The organism is Sphingomonas sp. SphC10, assembly GCF_057004845.1.
Window position 1 is genome coordinate 2,802,892 of sequence record NZ_CM168044.1, and the last position, 17,374, is coordinate 2,820,265.

At 67.1% G+C, this 17,374-nt stretch carries 17 protein-coding genes; 11 read left to right on the forward strand and 6 right to left on the reverse strand.

Features of this window, described 5'->3' with window-relative positions:
• Positions 1-32: 32 nt before the first annotated feature.
• From ACWKSV_RS12790 to pheS, 5 genes are all read right to left on the reverse strand, one after another.
• Positions 33-554, reverse strand: a complete 522-nt coding sequence (locus tag ACWKSV_RS12790; RefSeq protein WP_156884149.1) for a hypothetical protein — start codon at positions 552-554, stop codon at positions 33-35.
• A gap of 58 nt (positions 555-612) precedes the next feature.
• Positions 613-2,139, reverse strand: a complete 1,527-nt coding sequence (locus ACWKSV_RS12795) for a peptide chain release factor 3 (RefSeq protein WP_076714198.1) — start codon at positions 2,137-2,139, stop codon at positions 613-615.
• A 131-nt stretch (positions 2,140-2,270) separates the two neighbouring features.
• A complete protein-coding gene (locus ACWKSV_RS12800) occupies positions 2,271-3,152 on the reverse strand; it encodes an aldose 1-epimerase family protein (RefSeq protein WP_076714200.1) in 882 nt (293 codons plus the stop codon).
• A complete protein-coding gene (gene pheT, locus ACWKSV_RS12805; RefSeq protein WP_076714202.1) occupies positions 3,145-5,508 on the reverse strand; it encodes a phenylalanine--tRNA ligase subunit beta in 2,364 nt (787 codons plus the stop codon). Before pheT ends, ACWKSV_RS12800 begins: the two co-directional genes overlap by 8 nt.
• A complete protein-coding gene (gene pheS / locus ACWKSV_RS12810) occupies positions 5,505-6,581 on the reverse strand; it encodes a phenylalanine--tRNA ligase subunit alpha (RefSeq protein ID WP_172839703.1) in 1,077 nt (358 codons plus the stop codon). The genes pheT and pheS overlap by 4 nt, the downstream gene beginning before the upstream one ends.
• 257 nt (positions 6,582-6,838) lie before the next feature.
• Between pheS and ACWKSV_RS12815 the strand changes: the two genes are divergently transcribed.
• Both ACWKSV_RS12815 and ACWKSV_RS12820 read left to right on the forward strand, forming a co-directional pair.
• On the forward strand, positions 6,839-7,981 hold the full coding sequence (locus ACWKSV_RS12815; RefSeq protein ID WP_076714206.1) for a GGDEF domain-containing protein: 1,143 nt from the start codon (positions 6,839-6,841) through the stop codon (positions 7,979-7,981).
• 106 nt (positions 7,982-8,087) lie between these two features.
• Positions 8,088-8,492, forward strand: coding sequence for a hypothetical protein (locus tag ACWKSV_RS12820; RefSeq protein ID WP_156884150.1), 405 nt, complete (start codon positions 8,088-8,090; stop codon positions 8,490-8,492).
• Between the two features lie 97 nt (positions 8,493-8,589).
• Here the strand turns inward: ACWKSV_RS12820 and ACWKSV_RS12825 are convergent, their stop codons facing one another.
• The gene (locus ACWKSV_RS12825; protein ID WP_056436207.1) at positions 8,590-9,801 is read right to left on the reverse strand and encodes an LL-diaminopimelate aminotransferase; all 1,212 of its coding nucleotides are present in this window, start codon (positions 9,799-9,801) and stop codon (positions 8,590-8,592) included.
• Positions 9,802-9,951: 150 nt separating this feature from the next.
• Here ACWKSV_RS12825 and ACWKSV_RS12830 point away from each other — a divergent pair, with 150 nt between their 5' ends.
• The 9 genes from ACWKSV_RS12830 to ACWKSV_RS12870 all read left to right on the forward strand — a co-directional run bounded on the left by ACWKSV_RS12830 (position 9,952) and on the right by ACWKSV_RS12870 (position 17,334).
• The gene (locus ACWKSV_RS12830; protein ID WP_443026373.1) at positions 9,952-11,637 is read left to right on the forward strand and encodes a PHA/PHB synthase family protein; all 1,686 of its coding nucleotides are present in this window, start codon (positions 9,952-9,954) and stop codon (positions 11,635-11,637) included.
• An 85-nt stretch (positions 11,638-11,722) separates the two neighbouring features.
• Complete coding sequence (locus ACWKSV_RS12835) at positions 11,723-12,613, forward strand: phasin family protein (RefSeq protein WP_156884151.1); 891 nt, start codon at positions 11,723-11,725, stop codon at positions 12,611-12,613.
• A gap of 289 nt (positions 12,614-12,902) precedes the next feature.
• On the forward strand, positions 12,903-13,250 hold the full coding sequence (locus tag ACWKSV_RS12840) for a hypothetical protein (RefSeq protein ID WP_056436216.1): 348 nt from the start codon (positions 12,903-12,905) through the stop codon (positions 13,248-13,250).
• Positions 13,251-13,264: 14 nt separating this feature from the next.
• Positions 13,265-14,206 (forward strand): bifunctional diaminohydroxyphosphoribosylaminopyrimidine deaminase/5-amino-6-(5-phosphoribosylamino)uracil reductase RibD, encoded by a 942-nt coding sequence (ribD, locus tag ACWKSV_RS12845; RefSeq protein WP_076717745.1) that lies wholly within the window; start codon positions 13,265-13,267, stop codon positions 14,204-14,206.
• Position 14,207: 1 nt separating this feature from the next.
• A complete protein-coding gene (locus ACWKSV_RS12850) occupies positions 14,208-14,810 on the forward strand; it encodes a riboflavin synthase (RefSeq protein WP_076714211.1) in 603 nt (200 codons plus the stop codon).
• A complete protein-coding gene (ribB, locus tag ACWKSV_RS12855; RefSeq protein WP_076714213.1) occupies positions 14,800-15,951 on the forward strand; it encodes a 3,4-dihydroxy-2-butanone-4-phosphate synthase in 1,152 nt (383 codons plus the stop codon). The genes ACWKSV_RS12850 and ribB overlap by 11 nt, the downstream gene beginning before the upstream one ends.
• Complete coding sequence (ribH, locus tag ACWKSV_RS12860) at positions 15,951-16,370, forward strand: 6,7-dimethyl-8-ribityllumazine synthase (RefSeq protein WP_076714215.1); 420 nt, start codon at positions 15,951-15,953, stop codon at positions 16,368-16,370. The genes ribB and ribH overlap by 1 nt, the downstream gene beginning before the upstream one ends.
• Entirely contained in the window at positions 16,367-16,915 is a 549-nt protein-coding gene (locus ACWKSV_RS12865) for a GNAT family N-acetyltransferase (RefSeq protein WP_076714216.1), read from the forward strand. Before ribH ends, ACWKSV_RS12865 begins: the two co-directional genes overlap by 4 nt.
• Positions 16,912-17,334, forward strand: coding sequence for a hypothetical protein (locus tag ACWKSV_RS12870; RefSeq protein ID WP_172839602.1), 423 nt, complete (start codon positions 16,912-16,914; stop codon positions 17,332-17,334). The genes ACWKSV_RS12865 and ACWKSV_RS12870 overlap by 4 nt, the downstream gene beginning before the upstream one ends.
• Positions 17,335-17,374 lie beyond the last annotated feature (40 nt).

Consider the following 17,374-nt stretch of genomic DNA (forward strand, 5'->3'; position numbering starts at 1 on the left):
CGACGTCGAAGCCGATTCCCCGCCGCCCGGCGTCAGGCAGGCTGAACCACCCCGCCCTGTTCGCCCAACAGCAAATCGCGGCATGCTCGGTTATAGGCGTGCGCCTTCCACCAGAACCAGCCGCCATTGCCGACGCCCCAGGCCGCCACGCCCAGCGCCGCCCAGGGCAGCCCCCGTGCCGCACGGCCGCCACGCGCCGCCACCCGGCCCGCCGCCAGTCCACCCTGGCCGATCTTGCGCGCCGTCTTGGCCAGCCGCCCGGCCGCCTTGGCCTGCGACAGCAGCCCGGCGCCGCCGCGCAGATCGCTGAACAACGCGGCGGGGCCGACAAAGCCCTTGAGCTTGCCGACGATCTCCTGCGCCTCGATCGCCATGCCGGGCTCCAGCTGGCGGCGCTGTGCCCCCGTCAGGCCATAGGCATCGCCGATGGCGTCGATCGTCTCGGCGAGGCTCTCGGTGCCGATGGTCAGCGCCTTGGCCCCGGCCTTCAGCGCGCGGCGGCGGATCAGCTTTTCATTGGCTTCGAAGGTCGCTTCGATCGCGGCGCGGTTCATGGGCATTCCCTGTTCGATCATGCGCCATGAAGCCGCGACACGGGCCTCCGGTTCCGTCTCAGCGCTCGCGCGTGGCGAGGAAGCGGACCTTGGGATAGCGATCGGCGACGTATCCCACTTCCCACGCGCTCTTGGCGAGGAAGACGGGATTGTCGTCGCGATCCTTGGCCATGGCCGAGCGGTTCAGATCCATGAACGCCTTCAGGTCGGCAGGGTCCTCGGCGGTGATCCAGCGCGCGGTGTCGAACGGCGCGGGCTCCAGCCCGGCGGCAACCTTATATTCCGCATCCAGCCGCGACAGCAGCACGTCGAGCTGGAGCTGCCCGACCACGCCGATGATCCAGTTCGACCCGATCTCGGGATAGAAGACCTGGGTCACCCCCTCCTCGGCCATGTCGTCCAGCGCCTTGCGCAGCTGTTTGGTCTTGGTCGGGTCCTTCAGCGCGACGCGGCGCAGGATTTCGGGGGCGAAGTTGGGCAGGCCGGTGAAGCGCACGTCCGCCCGCTCCGACAGGGTATCGCCGACCCGCAACGTGCCGTGGTTCGGAATGCCGATGATATCGCCCGGGAAAGCCTCGTCGGCGACTTCGCGATTCTGCGCGAAGAACAGAATGGGCGAGTGGACCGCGATCGGCTTGCCATGGCCCGTCGGCGTCAGCTTCATGCCGCGCTTGAAGGTGCCCGAGCACAGCCGCATGAACGCGATGCGATCGCGATGCTGCGGGTCCATGTTCGCCTGCACCTTGAACACGAAGCCGGTGACTTCCTTATTCTCCGGCGAGACGGGTGCGGGCTCTGCGGGCTGCGGGCGTGGCGGCGGCGCGTGGCGGCTGAGCGCGTCGATCAGTTCGGCGACACCGAAATCCTTCAGCGCGGAGCCGAAATAGACCGGCGTCAGGTCGCCGTTGCGATACGCCTCGCCATCGAATTCGGCATAACCGGCCTGGGCCAGCTCGATCTCTTCGGCGATTTCGGCGGGCAGGGTCGGCGCATCGTCCACCTTGCCGTGAAAGGCGCGGCTGTCGCCCTCGGGGCGGCTCACCTTGCCGGTGGTGAGGTCGAGGATGCCCTCGAACAACCCGCCCATGCCCACCGGCCAGCTCATCGGCGCGACGTCGAGCGCCAGTATGTCGGCGATCTCGTCGAGCAGTTCGAAGGGCGGACGCCCCTCGCGGTCGACCTTGTTGATGAAGGTGATGATCGGCACCGAGCGCAGGCGGCAGACCTCGAACAATTTCCGCGTCTGTGCCTCGATACCGCGCGCCGCGTCGATGACCATCACGGCCGAATCGACCGCGGTCAGCGTGCGATAGGTGTCTTCCGAAAAGTCTTCGTGGCCCGGCGTGTCGAGCAGGTTGAAGGTCACGCCGTCCTTCTCGAACGTCATCACAGAGGACGTGACCGAGATGCCGCGCTGCTGCTCGATCTTCATCCAGTCCGACCGCGCGCGCCGATTCTGGCCACGCGCCTTGACCTCGCCCGCCAGATGGATCGCGCCGCCGAAATAGAGCAGCTTTTCGGTCAGCGTGGTCTTACCGGCGTCAGGGTGCGAGATGATCGCGAAGGTACGGCGGGGGGAAGTCATGGGCGGCTCTGTCGAATAGGGAAATGGCGCATCCGAGCGCCCGAGATGCTGCGCCTGTTACAGCAAATTGTGGCACAAGACAGGCCCCATCCGAATCCCCCCTCCCCTGAAGGGGAGGGGCTAAAAAGGTGTCAGCCCGCCAGCGTCACCGTCATCTGCATCACCTTCTCACCGCCGACCGGCACGGTGAACACGCCGGGCTTGTCGGTGAACTCGCCGTCAAACCCTTCCGGGTCGGCGATGCCGTGCCATGGCTCGACACAGACATAGGCCGCGCCCGGCTTGGTCCAGATGCCGAGCTTGTCGGTATCCGGAAAGGCGATGCGCAGTTGCGGCGCGCCGTCCGCACCATAGGTTACGCTGCGGCTCTCGACCGGATCCCAAACCAGCGCGTCGTTGGTGAACAGATCGTCCGCCAGATGCAGCACCCGCCCGTCGAGCGGGCTGTCGCGACGCGCCTCGGCGATCAGGCCGTCGGGGGCAATCTCGCGCAGGCGGCTGGGTTCGTCCTTCTCGAAGACGATGCGGTGATCGGACCGCGCCTTTCCATAGGGCAGCGGCCAGGCAAAGGCGGGATGAAAGCCGAAGCTGGCGGGCATCGGTTCCTCGCCCCGGTTGAGGACGCGGATTTCCATCACCAGCGTCGCGTCCTCCAGCCGGAACTCCGCCTCCAGCCGGAAGGCGAAGGGATAGGAGGTGCGCGTCTCCTCGCTGTCGCCCAGCGAGAAGACGGCGCGGGTGGCCTCATGCGTCACCAGCTCGAAGGTCGAGTGGCGGGCAAAGCCATGCTTGGCCATCGGATAATGCCGACCGTTCAGGCGGATACCGTCCCGGGTCACGCCGATCACCGGGAACAGCAGCGGCGCACGCCCGGTCCAGAAAGCCGGGTCCGCATCGGTCATCAGCTCGCGGCCGTCCGCGTCCTTCAGCGAGGACAATTCCGCGCCGAACGGATTGATCGCCGCTGACAGATGGTCGTTGCCGATACGGACCCAGTTTTCCTCATTAGCCACGGAGTTGTGCTCCCTGCTTGGCGGCCGCCGCGACGATCTTGTCGGCGATGGCCTTCAGTTCCTCATCGGTGAAGCTCTTCTGCGAGGGTTGCAGAAGCACCTCGACCGCGACCGACTTGTGACCATCGGGCACGCCTTGCCCTGCGAACACGTCGAACACGCGTGCGGCAGTGATGGCGGCCTTGTCCGCACCCCGCACCGCCCGGATCAGCATGTCGGCGGCCAGCGTGTCGGGCACCAGGAAGGCGAAGTCGCGCTTGACGGACTGCAAGGCCGGGGGCGTGTAGGCCGGGCGCATGAAGCCCGTCGCCCGCTTGGGCGGGATCGCGTCGAGATACAGCTCCACCGCCGCCACCGCGCCGTCGAGATCGAACGCCTTCAGCACGGACGGATGGACCATGCCGAACGCCGCCAGCACCGTCTTCGGCCCCAGCCGCAGCGTGCCCGACTGGCCGGGATGCCAGGCGTCACCCGCCTCGCCCATCACTTGAAGATTGTCGACCGGTGCGCCCGCCTGGGCGAGCAGCGCGATTGCCTCGGCCTTGGCGTCATAGGCGTCGAACGCTTGCGCCTTGCCCGACCGCCAGTTGCGGGCCGACTTGTCACCCGCCAGCACCACGCCCAGCGTCGGCCGCTCGGCCTCCTCCAGATAGCGGCGGCCGATCTCGAACAGCCGCACGGCAGTCGCGCCGCGCTTGATGTTGCGCTCGGTTGCGGCGAGCAGGCCGGGGAGCAGCGAGGGCCGCATGACCTTCAAATCCTCGCTGATCGGGTTGGCGAGCGTGAACGCGCCGCCGCCGAAGGGCGCCGCCTGCGCCTCGCTGATGAAGCTCCACGTCACCGCCTCGTCCAGGCCGCGCGCGGCGGCGGCGCGGCGGGCGCGACGTTCCAGCTTCTGCTGCGGCGTGGCGGTGGGACGCGCGACGCCCGGGGCGCGGGGCAGCGCCACCGGGGGAACATGGTCGATGCCCTCGATGCGGATGACTTCCTCGACCAGATCGGCGGGGCCGTCCACGTCGCGGCGCCAGCTGGGGGCCGTGACCTGCCAGTCGGCGGTGACGGTGAAGCCCAGCGACTCGAGGATCGCCTTTTGCCGGTCGGCCGCGATGGCAAGGCCGCCCAGCGTCTCGGCCAGATTGGGGTCATAGGCGATGGTCTTCGCCAGGACCGGCGGCTGGCCCGCGCGGGTCACGCCGCTGGCGGTTCCGCCGCAATATTCCAGAACGAGGAAGGTCGCGATGGCGAGGCCGTCGTCGAGGAAGGCCGGGTCCACCCCGCGCTCGAACCGGGTGCGCGCGTCGCTGGTCAGCGCGAGCTTCTGGCCGGTGCGCGCGATCGCCTCGGGGGTGAAGTACGCGCATTCGATGATGACGTCGGTGGTCGTCTCCGACACGCCCGAATGCGCGCCGCCCATGATGCCGCCGATATCGTGCACGCCCGCATCGTCGGCGATGACGGTCATGCCCTCCGACAGGGTATAGGTCTTGCCGTTGAGCGCCTCGACCGTCTCGCCGTCCTTGGCATGACGCGCGACCAGACCGCCCGACAGCTTGGCCTTGTCATAGACGTGCAGCGGGCGGCCGAGATCGACCGTCATATAATTGGTGATGTCGACCAGCGCGGAGATCGGCTTCTGCCCGATCGCGGTCAGTCGCTGGCGCATCCATTCGGGGGCCTCGCCATTGGTCAGGCCCGACACGCCCTGCGCATAGAAGGCCGGGCAGCCCTCGGCATCCTCGATGCGGACATCGGGACCGGCGCCCTCACCCGCGACCGACGGCACGGTCGGGGCGATCAGCGTGCCCAGCCCTGCGGCGGCGAGATCGCGCGCGATGCCGTGCACGCCCATGCAGTCCTGGCGATTCGGCGTGATCGACACGTCGATGACCGGATCGTTGAGCCCCGCATAGTCCGGGAAGGACGTGCCGATCGCTGCATCCTCGGGCAGTTCGATGATGCCGTCATGGCCCTCGCCAATCTGCAACTCGCGCGCCGAGCACATCATGCCGTTCGACTCGACGCCGCGAATGGCGGCGACCTTCAGCGTCACGTCGAGGCCGGGGACATAGCCCCCCGGCGCGCCGAACACGCCGACCAGCCCTGCGCGGGCGTTGGGCGCACCGCACACGACCTGCATCGGGCCGTCACCGGCATCGACCGACAGGACCTGCAACTTGTCCGCCTGCGGATGCCGCTCGGCCGACAGGATGCGCGCGACGCGGAACGAGGACAGCGCCTCGCCCGGATTGTGCACGCCCTCGACCTCCAGGCCGATACGGGTCAGCCCCTCGACGATGGTGTCGAGGTCGGCATCGGTGTCCAGATGGCTCTTCAGCCAGCCCAGGGTGAACTTCATGCGCCGACTCCTCCCGACAGCGTGGGTACGTCGAGGCTCGCGAACCCGTAATGCTTCAACCAGCGGATATCGCCGTCGAAAAAGGCGCGCAGATCGTCCATTCCGTATTTCAGCATGGCAAGGCGATCGATGCCGCAGCCGAATGCAAAGCCCTGCCACTCGTTCGGATCGAGCCCGCACGCCTCGATGACTTTCGGATGGACCATGCCGCTGCCCAGCACCTCCATCCAGCCGCCACCCGAGCCGCCGATGACGCGCTTGCCCTTCTCGATAGTGTAGCCGACATCGACCTCGGCGCTCGGTTCGGTGAAGGGGAAATAGCTGGGACGCAGGCGCAGCACGATATCGTCGCGCTCGAAGAACGCCTTGAGGAAGGTCTCCAGCGTCCATTTCAGATGACCGAGCGTGATGCCCTTGTCGATCACCAGCCCCTCGACCTGATGGAACATCGGCGTGTGCGTCGCATCCGAGTCGGAGCGATAGGTGCGGCCCGGCGCGATGATGCGGATCGGCGGTTTCTGATCGAGCATGGTGCGAATCTGCACCGGCGAGGTATGGGTGCGCAGGACGCGGCGCACGGTGCGCTCGTCGCCGCCCGCCTCGACTCCCGCCAGATAGAAGGTGTCGTGCATCGCGCGCGCCGGATGAGTCTCCGGAATGTTGAGCGCGGTGAAGTTATGCCAGTCGGTCTCGACCTCCGGTCCGGTCGCGACCGCAAAGCCCAGATCGGCGAAGATCTCGGCCAGTTCGTCCATCACCTGGCTGACCGGGTGGACGGTGCCGAAACCGGCGGTGTCGACCGGCAGGGTCATGTCCAGCCGCTCGGAGGCGAGGCGCGCGTCGAGTGCCGCCTGTTCCAGACCCGCCTTGCGCGCCGCCAGCGCCTCGGTCACCGCCTCGCGCAGGCCATGGATGCGCGGCCCCTCGACCTGGCGTTCCTCGGGACTCATCTTGCCCAGCGTCTTCAGCAACTGGGTGATCCGGCCCTGCTTACCCAGCGCATCGACGCGCACCGTCTCCAACGCGTCCAGCGCGGGCGCGGCGGCGATGGCGGCGAGGAGATGCTCGCGCATATGTTCGACTTCGTTGCTCACTCTTCACTCCGTCGGCCGCTGCGCGCCTCCGGAAAGGAGGAGCCCGGCCGGTTTGCGGGTCTGCCCTCCGCCGTAGCGGCTAGGGACGCCCCGGATCAATCCTTCAGACGCAAAGCCGTGATACACGGCCATATCGGCCCATTGCCGTCGCAACAGAAACCAACTCGTAACTTATACTATATTAAGGCGACTCGCGTTGGTCCGGGGGGACCGCTATCCGTGCGGGGTCCGCGACCATGATACTCGATATCGCCAGCCTTCAGGTGGTGGCTGCGCTGGGCAGCATGCTGTCGGGCCTGCTCCACTTCTTTCCCGGCATGACCAGCCGCGAGCCCGGTCGCTGGCCCTATTGGTGGGGCACGGGCAAGATCATCATCGGCGTGACCAACGGCGTGGGGCTGTGTTTCGACGGCGCCCGACTCACTACGCCGGAGCGGATCATCGACGTCCTGCTGCTGGTCGGGCTGTGCCTATGCATTCATGCCATGTCGATCTTCGCCCGGCGACGCCCGCCCGCCGCGATCCTAGTTCCGCTGGCCATGATGGTCACGCTGACCGTGCCGTTTGTCCTGTTCGGCGACCACGATGCGCGGCTGCCGGTCATGATCCTGGGCGGCACCCGAACCTTGTTCAACTTCGCCGCCGCCTGGATGCTCTTTCACATCGCGCGAACGGAGAATATCCGCACCGCCTGGGTCATGGGCGCGATGTTCGCCGCTTCGGTGCCGCTGTTCCTGTTGCGCACCACCCTCCTGCTGGTGGCATGGGGCGATCCGGTGTGGGAAAGCGCGGCGCAGACGACCGCCGACTGGAGCGTGGGCATCGCGATCATCCTGGTCTCGCTCAGCCATCTGGCGCTGCTGCTGATCGATGCCGAGCGTGTCCAGCGCGGTTTGTCCGAACAGGCCAGCCGCGATTGCCTGACCGGGGCGCTCAACCGTTTCGGGTTGAAGGGGCTGGAGGCCGGGCTGCACGGCCCGGTCACGCTGCTGCTGATCGATATCGACCGGTTCAAGGCGCTGAACGACGGACAGGGTCACGCCGCGGGCGACACCGTGCTGCGGCTGCTGACCGACTTGGCACAGCGCGAGATCGGCGAGCGCGGCACGCTGGTGCGGATCGGCGGCGACGAGTTTCTGTGCGTGCTGCCCGATTGCGACGAGAGGGTAGCACGGGGAATCGCGGCGGGCCTGTCCGACCGTTTCGATCGCGCGGTCCCGGCCCTGGTCGACGGCCCGTGCTACCCGGCCCTCAGCATCGGCCTGGCGCAGGGGCCGGTTACGGGATCGCTCAACGTCCTGATCGCCCAGGCGGACGGCGCGATGTACGCGGTCAAGCGCCAGCGCCAGTCGCGCGAGCGGCCTGCATGGGCGGCGTAGAACTGCTTGCCGGATTGCGGTGCCGTGATAGGCTGGCCGAATGATACAGTGGCGAGCCCTGACCGGCCTGACGGGGACCTCCCTTGCCAATCTGAGTATCGCGGCGATGATTGCCACGATCTTCAGCGGCTTTCAGGGCATTGGCTGTCGTCTGTTTATGGACGACACCCCGATGGTGGCCGTAGCGAAGAGGGCCGCACCCCAAATTTTTCAACTGAACGCCGCGCCTGAGCCCGCCATCGTACCCCGCCCGGAGGGGCTATCGCAGAAATGCGGCTTCCACCCCGCCCTCGACCGGCTGCCCGAAATCACTTCGCCCATGGTGGGGGACGGTTCGGGAGGGCCAGGCAGCGCCTGCCTGTTGGTCAATGCCATGGGCCGGGTGGACCGGGTTGCCCATGCCAGCCTGTCGACGCGGCGCAGGATCGAGCCAGTCATGTCCGACCTGCGCTTCCACCCTGCCTTGCGAGACGGGCGCCCGGTTCCGGCCTGGGTCGAACTGCGCCTTTGACCGCATTCCTCCCCTGCGAGCAGAGGGGTTTGTACAGTGCCATTGGGTCAAACCGCCGGAGTCGGGAGCGGCGGCGAGCGCCACCGCTCCAATCGGATCACACCACCTTGGCGGAACCCGGCGTGTTGACGCCCATCGATTGCAGGTAGCGCTTGATGTTGCGCGCGGCCTGGCGAAGCCGCTGCTCGTTCTCGACCAGCGCGATGCGCACGAACCCTTCGCCATTCTCGCCATAACCCACGCCCGGCGCGACCGCGACCTTGGCCTCGGTCAGCAATTGCTTGGAGAATTCCAGGCTGCCCAGATGCGCCAGCGCGGGCGGTAGCGGAGCCCAGGCGAACATCGAGGCCTTGGGGCTCGGAATGTCCCAGCCCGCCCGGGCGAAGCTCTCGACCAGCACGTCGCGGCGCTTGTGATAGAGCTGGCGGTTCCGCTCGACGATGTCCTGCGGCCCGTTGAGCGCGGCACAGGCCGCCGCCTGGATCGGGGTAAAGGCGCCGTAATCCAGATAGGACTTCACCCGCGTCATCGCCGCGATCAGCTTCTTGTTGCCGACCGCAAAACCGATGCGCCAACCCGCCATCGAATAGGTCTTGGACAGGGAGGTGAACTCGACCGCGACGTCCTTGCCGCCCTTCACCTGAAGGATCGAAGGCGTCGGATTGCCGTCATAATAAAGCTCGGAATAGGCGAGGTCGCTCAGCACCCACAGCTCATGCTTCTTCGCAAACGCCACGAGGCGCTCGTAGAAAGCCAGGTCCACCGTCTCGGCGGTCGGGTTGGACGGGTAGTTGACCACCAGCACCGAGGGGCGCGGCACGGTGAAGTGCATCGCCCGCTCCAGGCTCTCGAAATAGGCCTCGTCAGGCGTCGTCGGCACCGCGCGGATGGTGGCCCCTGCGATGATGAAGCCGAAGGTGTGGATCGGATAGGAGGGATTGGGCGCCAGGATCACGTCGCCCGGCGCGGTGATCGCGGTGGCCAGCGACGCCAGCCCTTCCTTCGATCCCATGGTGACGACCACCTCGGTCTCGGGATCGAGATCGACGCCGAAGCGGCGGCCATAATAATTGGCCTGGGCGCGCCGCAGGCCGGGAATGCCTTTGGACTGGGAATAGCCGTGCGCGTCGGGCTTTTGGATCACCTCCATCAGCTTTTCTAGGACATGCGGCGGCGGCGGCAGGTCGGGATTGCCCATGCCCAGATCGATGATGTCCTCGCCGCCCGCACGCGCCGCCGCCCGCATCGCGTTGACTTCGGCGATGACATAGGGCGGCAGGCGCTTGATGCGGTAGAACTCTTCGGACATGGGTCCCTCTGTGTAACGATTTGGGACCCGGACCTTAGCGTCTTTCGTTTCCCAACGCGACCCGACATGACGGCGCAATATCCTGACGCTAAGACGGGGTTATACGAACGAGAGGATGCGATGACGGCCCGCCCCGCGACAGTCCCTGCCATGCCCACCTTGGAAGAGCTGCAACACTGGACCTGGGTGATGGGCCGGGCGCAGCAGATGATGATGGAGGCCGCGCTGTCGCCCCCGCCCGAGGGCATGCCGGTGGTGCCGGGCTTCAACGACCCCGCCACGATGGGCCGGGTCCGCGACTTCTGGTCCGATTCGATGAAGCTGTGGCAGCGATTCGTCGACCCCGCCGCCGAGCCCAGCGTCGCGCCCAAGCCCGACCGCCGCTTCAAGGCCGAGCAGTGGCAGTCGCCGCTCTTCGACTGGATCCGGCAGAGCTATCAGGTCGTCTCCGACCATATGCTGCGCGGCGTCGATGCGATCGAGGGCGTCGACCCGAAGCAGAAGGAGCAGATCCGCTTCGCCGCGCAAGGCTTTATCGACGCGATGAGCCCGACCAACTTCCCCGCGACCAACCCGGAAGTGCTCGACAAGATCGTCGAGACGCGCGGCGAGAATCTGCTCAAGGGCCTTCAGAACATGCTCGCCGACATGGGCCGTGGGCAGCTGACGCACAGCGATTCGCGCGCCTTCGAGATCGGGCGCAACCTGGCCGCGACGCCGGGCAAGGTCGTCAAGCGCACCGACCTGTACGAGCTGATCCACTATACCCCGACCACCGAACAGGTGGCGGCGGTGCCAATCCTGATCTTTCCGCCCTGGATCAACCGCTTCTACATCCTCGACCTGGCGCCCGAGAAAAGCCTGATCAAATGGCTGGTCGACCAGGGGTTCAGCGTCTTCATGGTATCGTGGAAGTCCGCCGACGCCACGATGAAGGACGTGATCTGGGACGATTACGTCACCGCGCAAGTCGAGGCGATCGATACGGTGCGCGACCTGCTGTCGGTCGAGTCGGTGCACAGCGTCGGCTATTGCGTGGCGGGCACGACGCTGGCCGCGACCTTGGCCTGGCTCTCCGCGAAGGGCGAGGCGGCGAAGGTCGCCAGCGCCACCTTCTTTACCGCGCAGGTCGATTTCTCGAAGGCGGGCGAGCTGCTCCACTTCGTCGATGACGAGCAGTTGAAGCTGATCTCGACCCTGTCGCCCGAGGGGTATCTGGACGGGCGCTATCTGGCGATGACGTTCAACCTGTTGCGCGGGCGCGACCTGATCTGGAATTACGTCACCAACAACTATCTGTTGGGGCGCGATTACGTGCCGTTCGACCTGCTCCACTGGAATGGCGACGTCACCAATCTGCCCGCCAAATGGCATCTGAGCTATCTGACCGATCTCTACCGCGACAATCTGCTGGTGAAGCCGGGCGCGATGGCGGTGGCGGGCGTGCCGCTCGACCTGACGAAGGTCGCCACCCCCGCCTATGTCCAGGCGGGGCGCGAGGATCATATCGCGCCGGCCGAAAGCGTGTGGAAGATCACCGAGGCGTTCACCGGCCCCTTGCGCTTCGTGCTGGCGGGATCGGGGCATATCGCGGGCGTGGTCAACCCGCCCGCCTCGGGCAAATATCAATATTGGACCAACGATCAGCCCGCCGCGACGCTGGCCGAATTCGTCGCGGGCGCGACCGAGACCAAGGGCAGCTGGTGGCCGGACTGGGCCGCCTGGCTGCGCCAGCGCGACTCCGCCACTGTCGCGGTCACGGGCGCGCGGGTGCCGGGCGAGGGCGCCCTTCCCGCCCTCGACGAAGCGCCCGGACGCTACGTCAGACAGCGTTAGTTTCGGTTTTGTTGCACTGCACAATAGACTTGATCTGGTAGCTTCGAATCGCTATTGTGCAGCGCAACAAATCGGGAGAGTGCTGTTGGACAAGACCAAGCCGACCGTCCCCGCCGCGAAGTCGGCGGCCAAGCCTCGTCGCAGCGCCAAACCGGCCGCCGCGAAGACGTTGCCCGGTCTTCCCTCCGATCCCCCTTCCGATCCCAAGCCTGCGGTTGCGGCACCCGTCGCCAAGACGGTCGCGCCCCCCAGCCCCGGCCTGCCGCTGACCTCTCCGGCCAAGGCCGTGGAAAAGAGCGTCGCGCCGGTCGTGGCCGCACCCGTTGCCGTTGCCCCGGCAGTGGCCAAGCCCGCTCCGGCAGCCAAGGCTCCGAGCGAGCCGGTAGCCGAGGCTCCCGCTCCGGCGGCCAAGCCGGTCGAGGCGGCCATGCCCGCCGCACCGACACCGGAACTGGCATCACCAACCCTTTCTTCCCCGACCGCCGCGGTTTCGGCGGACTCAAAGCCCAAGGACACCATCATGGAAGCCACGAGCACCATCGAAAACGCCGCCAAGGACACCGCCGCCAAGACCCAGGCAATGTTCGGCGAAGCCCAGGCCCGCACCCAGGCCGGCATGGAGAAGAGCGCCAAGCTGTTCGAAGACATGGTCGCCTTCAACAAGGAAAATCTGGAAGCGGTCGTCGAATCGTCGAAGATCGCCGCCAAGGGCGCCGAGACGCTGGGCCAGGGCGCGGCCGACTATGCCAAGCGCTCGTTCGAGCAGGTCAGCCAGGTCATGCAGACCCTGTCGCAGGTCAAGTCGCCGACCGAGTTCATGAAGCTGCAGTCGGACTTCGCCCGTTCGAGCTTCGACTCGATGGTCGCCGAGACCTCGCGCTCGACCGAGCACATGATGAAGCTGGCCGGCGAGATCGCCCAGCCGCTCAGCAACCGCTTGGCGGTCGCGGCCGAGAAGATGAAGACCGTCGCGTAATTCGCTGACGGTTTCCCTCGCGGGAATGAAGGGGGCGGTCGCGATGCGGCCGCCCTTTTTCGTGTTGCGTGATGCTCGTCAATGGCAGTCTCGGTGAGACACATGCCCTCCCCCATCCCCTCCCGCTTGCGGGAGGGGAGCGGCCAGATCCGAGGGTTCGAGAATCCGTGAGCTTTATGCTTGGCACGCCCCTCCCGCAGGCGGGAGGGGATGGGGGAGGGTTATGTGTCTCACCGAGACCAACCCGTCCCCACTGGCATCCCACGCCCGCAACGCCTACATTCCCCCCATGTCGTTCTTCGGCCGCTTCTCCCCCGTCCGCGCGATCCGCGACCTGCGGCTCTTCCTGTCGCAGCGCCAGCCCTATGAGTTGGTCTTCCTGATGATCGCGGTCGGGATCACCGGCTTCTTCATCTACGCCTTTGCGCGCGACGATTATGTGCCGGTGCCGTACAAACCCGACATCATCTATGTCGAACAATGGCCCGCCGACCGCACCGATGTGCAGATCAAGGCGCAGCAGAAGATCGACTATGTGAAGAAGAAGGAGCGGCTGGCCGAGGAAAAGGCCGCCAAGGAACAGCGACAGGCCGAATTCAAAAAGGTCGACGACGCGCTGAGCAAGTGGGGCATCTGACCGATCGGCGCTGGATGGGGGCGGCACTGGCGCTGGCGGATCGCGGCGTCGGGCGGACCGCGCCCAATCCCAATGTCGGGTGCGTGCTGGTCCGCGAAGGTCGCGTGGTCGGGCGCGGCTGGACGCAGGCAGGCGGCCGCCCCCATGCCGAGGCGATGGCGCTGGCCCAGGCGGGCGAGGCGGCGTGGGGGGCCACCGCCTATGTCACGCTGGAGCCCTGCGCGCATGTCTCGACGCGCGGACCTGCCTGCACCGACCTGCTGATTGCCGCCGGAGTCGCGCGGATCGTCGCGGCGATGGGCGATCCCGATCCGCGCACCGATGGCCAAGGCTTTGCCCGCGCCCGCGCCGCCGGGATTGCGGTGACGACCGGCGTGCGCGAAGCGGAAGCGCGCGCGATGATCGCGGGCTTCCTGACCCGCCGCGCGCAAGGGCGCCCCTTCGTCACGCTGAAGCTCGCCACCTCGCTCGACGGGAAGATCGCCCGTCCCGATGGCGAGAGCCGCTGGATCACCGGGCCGGAAGCCCGCGCCCACACCCATCTGGAGCGCAGCCGCCACGAGGCGATCCTCGTTGGGCGCGGCACGCTGGAGGCGGATTCGCCCAGGCTGGATGTCCGCCTGCCCGGCCTCGAGTCGCACGCCCCACGCCGTATCCTGCTCTCCCGCACCCCCGAAGCGGGCTGGGACACCATCCCCTCCCCCGCCGCCATCGCCGATCTGGCGGGCGTCGACCGGTTGATGGTCGAGGGGGGGGCGCAGACCGCCTCCGCCTTCCTGGCCGGTGATCTGGTCGACCGGCTGCTCCTCTATCGGGCGCCCATCCTGATCGGCGAGGGGCGCGCGGCGCTGGGCGATATCGGCCTCCCCCGTCTGGCCGAGGCGCATGGCCGCTGGCGGCTGGCCGATTCACGGATGCTTGGCAGCGACCGGTTGGAGGTCTACGAGCGCGACTGATATGTTTACCGGGATCGTCACCGACATCGGCTCCGTCACCGCCGTGGAAACGCGCGGCGACACGCGAGTCGTCATCGCCACCGCCTATGATACGGCCAGCATCGACCTGGGCGCATCGATCGCCTGTTCGGGCGTCTGCCTGACCGTGGTCGAGAAAGGCCCCGACTGGTTCGCCGTCGACGTCTCGGCCGAGACGATCGGGCGCACCGCCGACCAGTGGACGACCGGCCAGCGCCTGAACCTGGAACGCGCGATGAAGCTGGGCGACGAGCTGGGCGGTCATATCGTCACCGGCCATGTCGACGGTGTCGGCCATGTCGTGTCGGTCGGGCAGGAAGGCGGATCGCACCGCGTGTTCGTGGCCGTTCCGTCCGACCTCGCCCCCTTCATGGCGACCAAGGGTTCGGTGACGGTCGATGGCGTCTCCCTGACCGTCAACAGCGTCGAGGACGGCCCGGATGGCACCGTCTTCGGCCTGAACATCATCCCCCACACCGCCGCCGTCACCACGCTGGGCGGCATCACTGAGGGCCAGCGCGTCAATATCGAGATCGACGTGCTCGCCCGGTATCTGCAGCGCATGGAGCATTATCGTGGCCGCTAATCCCGACACGCTGGCCGGTCTGCGGCGCGGTTTCCTGTCCAGCCCCGAAGAAATCATCGACGAGGCGCGCAACGGCCGCATGTTCATCCTGGTCGATGACGAAGACCGCGAGAATGAAGGCGATCTGGTCATCCCCGCCCAGATGGCGACGCCGGAGAAGGTCAACTTCATGGCGCGGCACGGGCGCGGGCTGATCTGCCTGGCGATGACGCGCGAGCGGGTCGACACGCTCGGCCTGCCGCTGATGAGCCCGAAGAACGGGACGCGGCACGAAACCGCCTTCACCATCTCGATCGAGGCGCGCGAGGGCGTGACCACCGGCATCTCCGCGGCCGACCGCGCGCGGACCATCGCGGTGGCGATCGACGCCAGCCACGGGCCCGATGCGCTGGTGACGCCGGGCCATGTCTTCCCGCTGGTCGCGCGCGACGGCGGCGTGCTGGTGCGCGCGGGCCATACCGAGGCGGCGGTGGATGTCGCGCGGCTGGCGGGCCTCAACCCCTCGGGCGTAATCTGCGAGATCATGAACGAGGACGGGACGATGGCGCGGATGGACGACCTGGTGTCGTTCGCGCAGCTCCATAACCTGAAGATCGGCACGATCCGCGACCTGATCGCCTATCGCCGCCGCTACGACCATCTGGTCGAGTTGCAGTCCGAAGCCACGTTCGAGAGCGAATGGGGCGGCACCTGGACCGCGCGCGCCTATCGCAACAAGGCGACGGGAACCGAGCAGGTCGCGCTGGTCAAGGGCAAGCTCGACACCGACCAGCCGGTCCTGGTGCGCATGCACGCCCTGTCGCCCTTCGCCGATGTGTTCGGCGAGGCGGGCGCACGCGGCGCCTTGCTCGCCAAGTCGATGCGCATGATCGCCGAGGAAGGCTCGGGCGTGATCGTCGTCATCAACCGCCCGCGCACCGACGCCTTTACCACCGCCGTCCGCCTGAAGGCCGGTGAGGAGGTGCAGATCGATATGGAGGAATTGCGCGATTACGGCGTCGGCGCGATGATCCTGGCCGAACTGGGCGTGCAGGACATGGTGCTGCTGACCAACACCCATCACACGCTGATCGGCCTCGACGGCTATGGCCTGTCGATCGTCGGCGAACGTCGCATCGAAAATTTTGAGGGAGACGCCTGATGGCGCATGTGTTGATCGTCGAGGCGCGCTTCTACGAGCATCTGAACGACCTGCTGCTGTCGGGCGCGCGCGCCGCGATCGAGGAAGCGGGCCACAGCCATGAGACGATCACCGTTCCCGGCGCGCTGGAAATCCCCGGTGCGGTGGCGATGGCGGCGGATACGGGCCGTTACGACGCCTTCGTCGCGATCGGCGTGGTGATCCGCGGCGAGACCTATCATTTCGAGATCGTGTCGAACGAAAGCGCGCGCGGGCTGATGGCGCTGACCATGGATGGCCTCCCTATTGGCAACGGCATCATCACCACCGAGAATGAGGCGCAGGCCCTGACCCGCGCCAAGCCCGACGAGAAGAACAAGGGCGGCGAGGCGGCCAAGGCGGCGCTCGCCATGCTGGCGTTGAAGGGCCGGTTCGGGTGACATCCCCCGTCCTCCAGACCGAGCGGCTGACCTTACGTCTCCCCTCGGCGGAGGATTTCGAGGCATGGGCGGCCTTCCATGCCGAGGAAGAGACAATGCGCTTCCTCGGCGGAGTCCAGGCGCGCGGGGCGGCGTGGCGCAATATGTGCACCATGGTCGGCGCATGGAGCGTGCGCGGCTTCGCGATGTTTTCCGTGATCGAGCGCGACACCGGCCGTTGGGTCGGGCGGATCGGCCCCTGGCAACCCGAGGGCTGGCCGGGGCGCGAGGTCGGCTGGGGCGTCGCGCGCGAGTTCGCCGGGCGCGGTTATGCCTATGAGGCGGCATGCGCGGCGATGGACTATGCGGTCGATGTGCTCGGCTGGGATCATGTGATCCACACCATCGACCCGGAGAATAGGGGCTCGATCAAGCTGGCTCAGCGGCTGGGCGCGGCGAATGAGGGACCGGTGAGGCTGCCCGCCCCGCTGGAGAATTTCCGCGTCGATGCCTGGGGCCAGAGCGCCGACCAGTGGCGGGCCCGGCGAACAGCACGCGCGCAATGACCGACATGCCGCCCTCCCGTTTTCGCGTCGTCGAGCGGGGTCGGCGGCTGGAGGTGATCGACACCCAGGCGGGCAGGACGCTACCTACCCGTCAGACTCAGGCACCCCGCCCGATGGACAGGAGCATGCCTCGATTGAAGCTGCCGGAGAAGCTGCGCTTCGACGGCGGTGGGGCCTGGACGACCGCCGGTTTTTACGACTCAAAGGGGCCGCGCACCCTGACGCTGGACGCCGGTGCGATGCAGAAGCTGCGTTATGCGGGGGCTGGCCTGGTGGCGCTGGTGATCCTGTGGGCGCTGCTCGGCTTCGTGATTCCGATCATGTGGGTCGCGCCGATGCTGCTGATCAATCCGAAAATGCGCGAGACGGTGCGGGAGCAGATGACACGCTTCATCGACCGATTGGAGAGCGCGGGATAGCGCCCGCACCTCCGTTCACGCTGAGCGAAGTCGAAGCGCA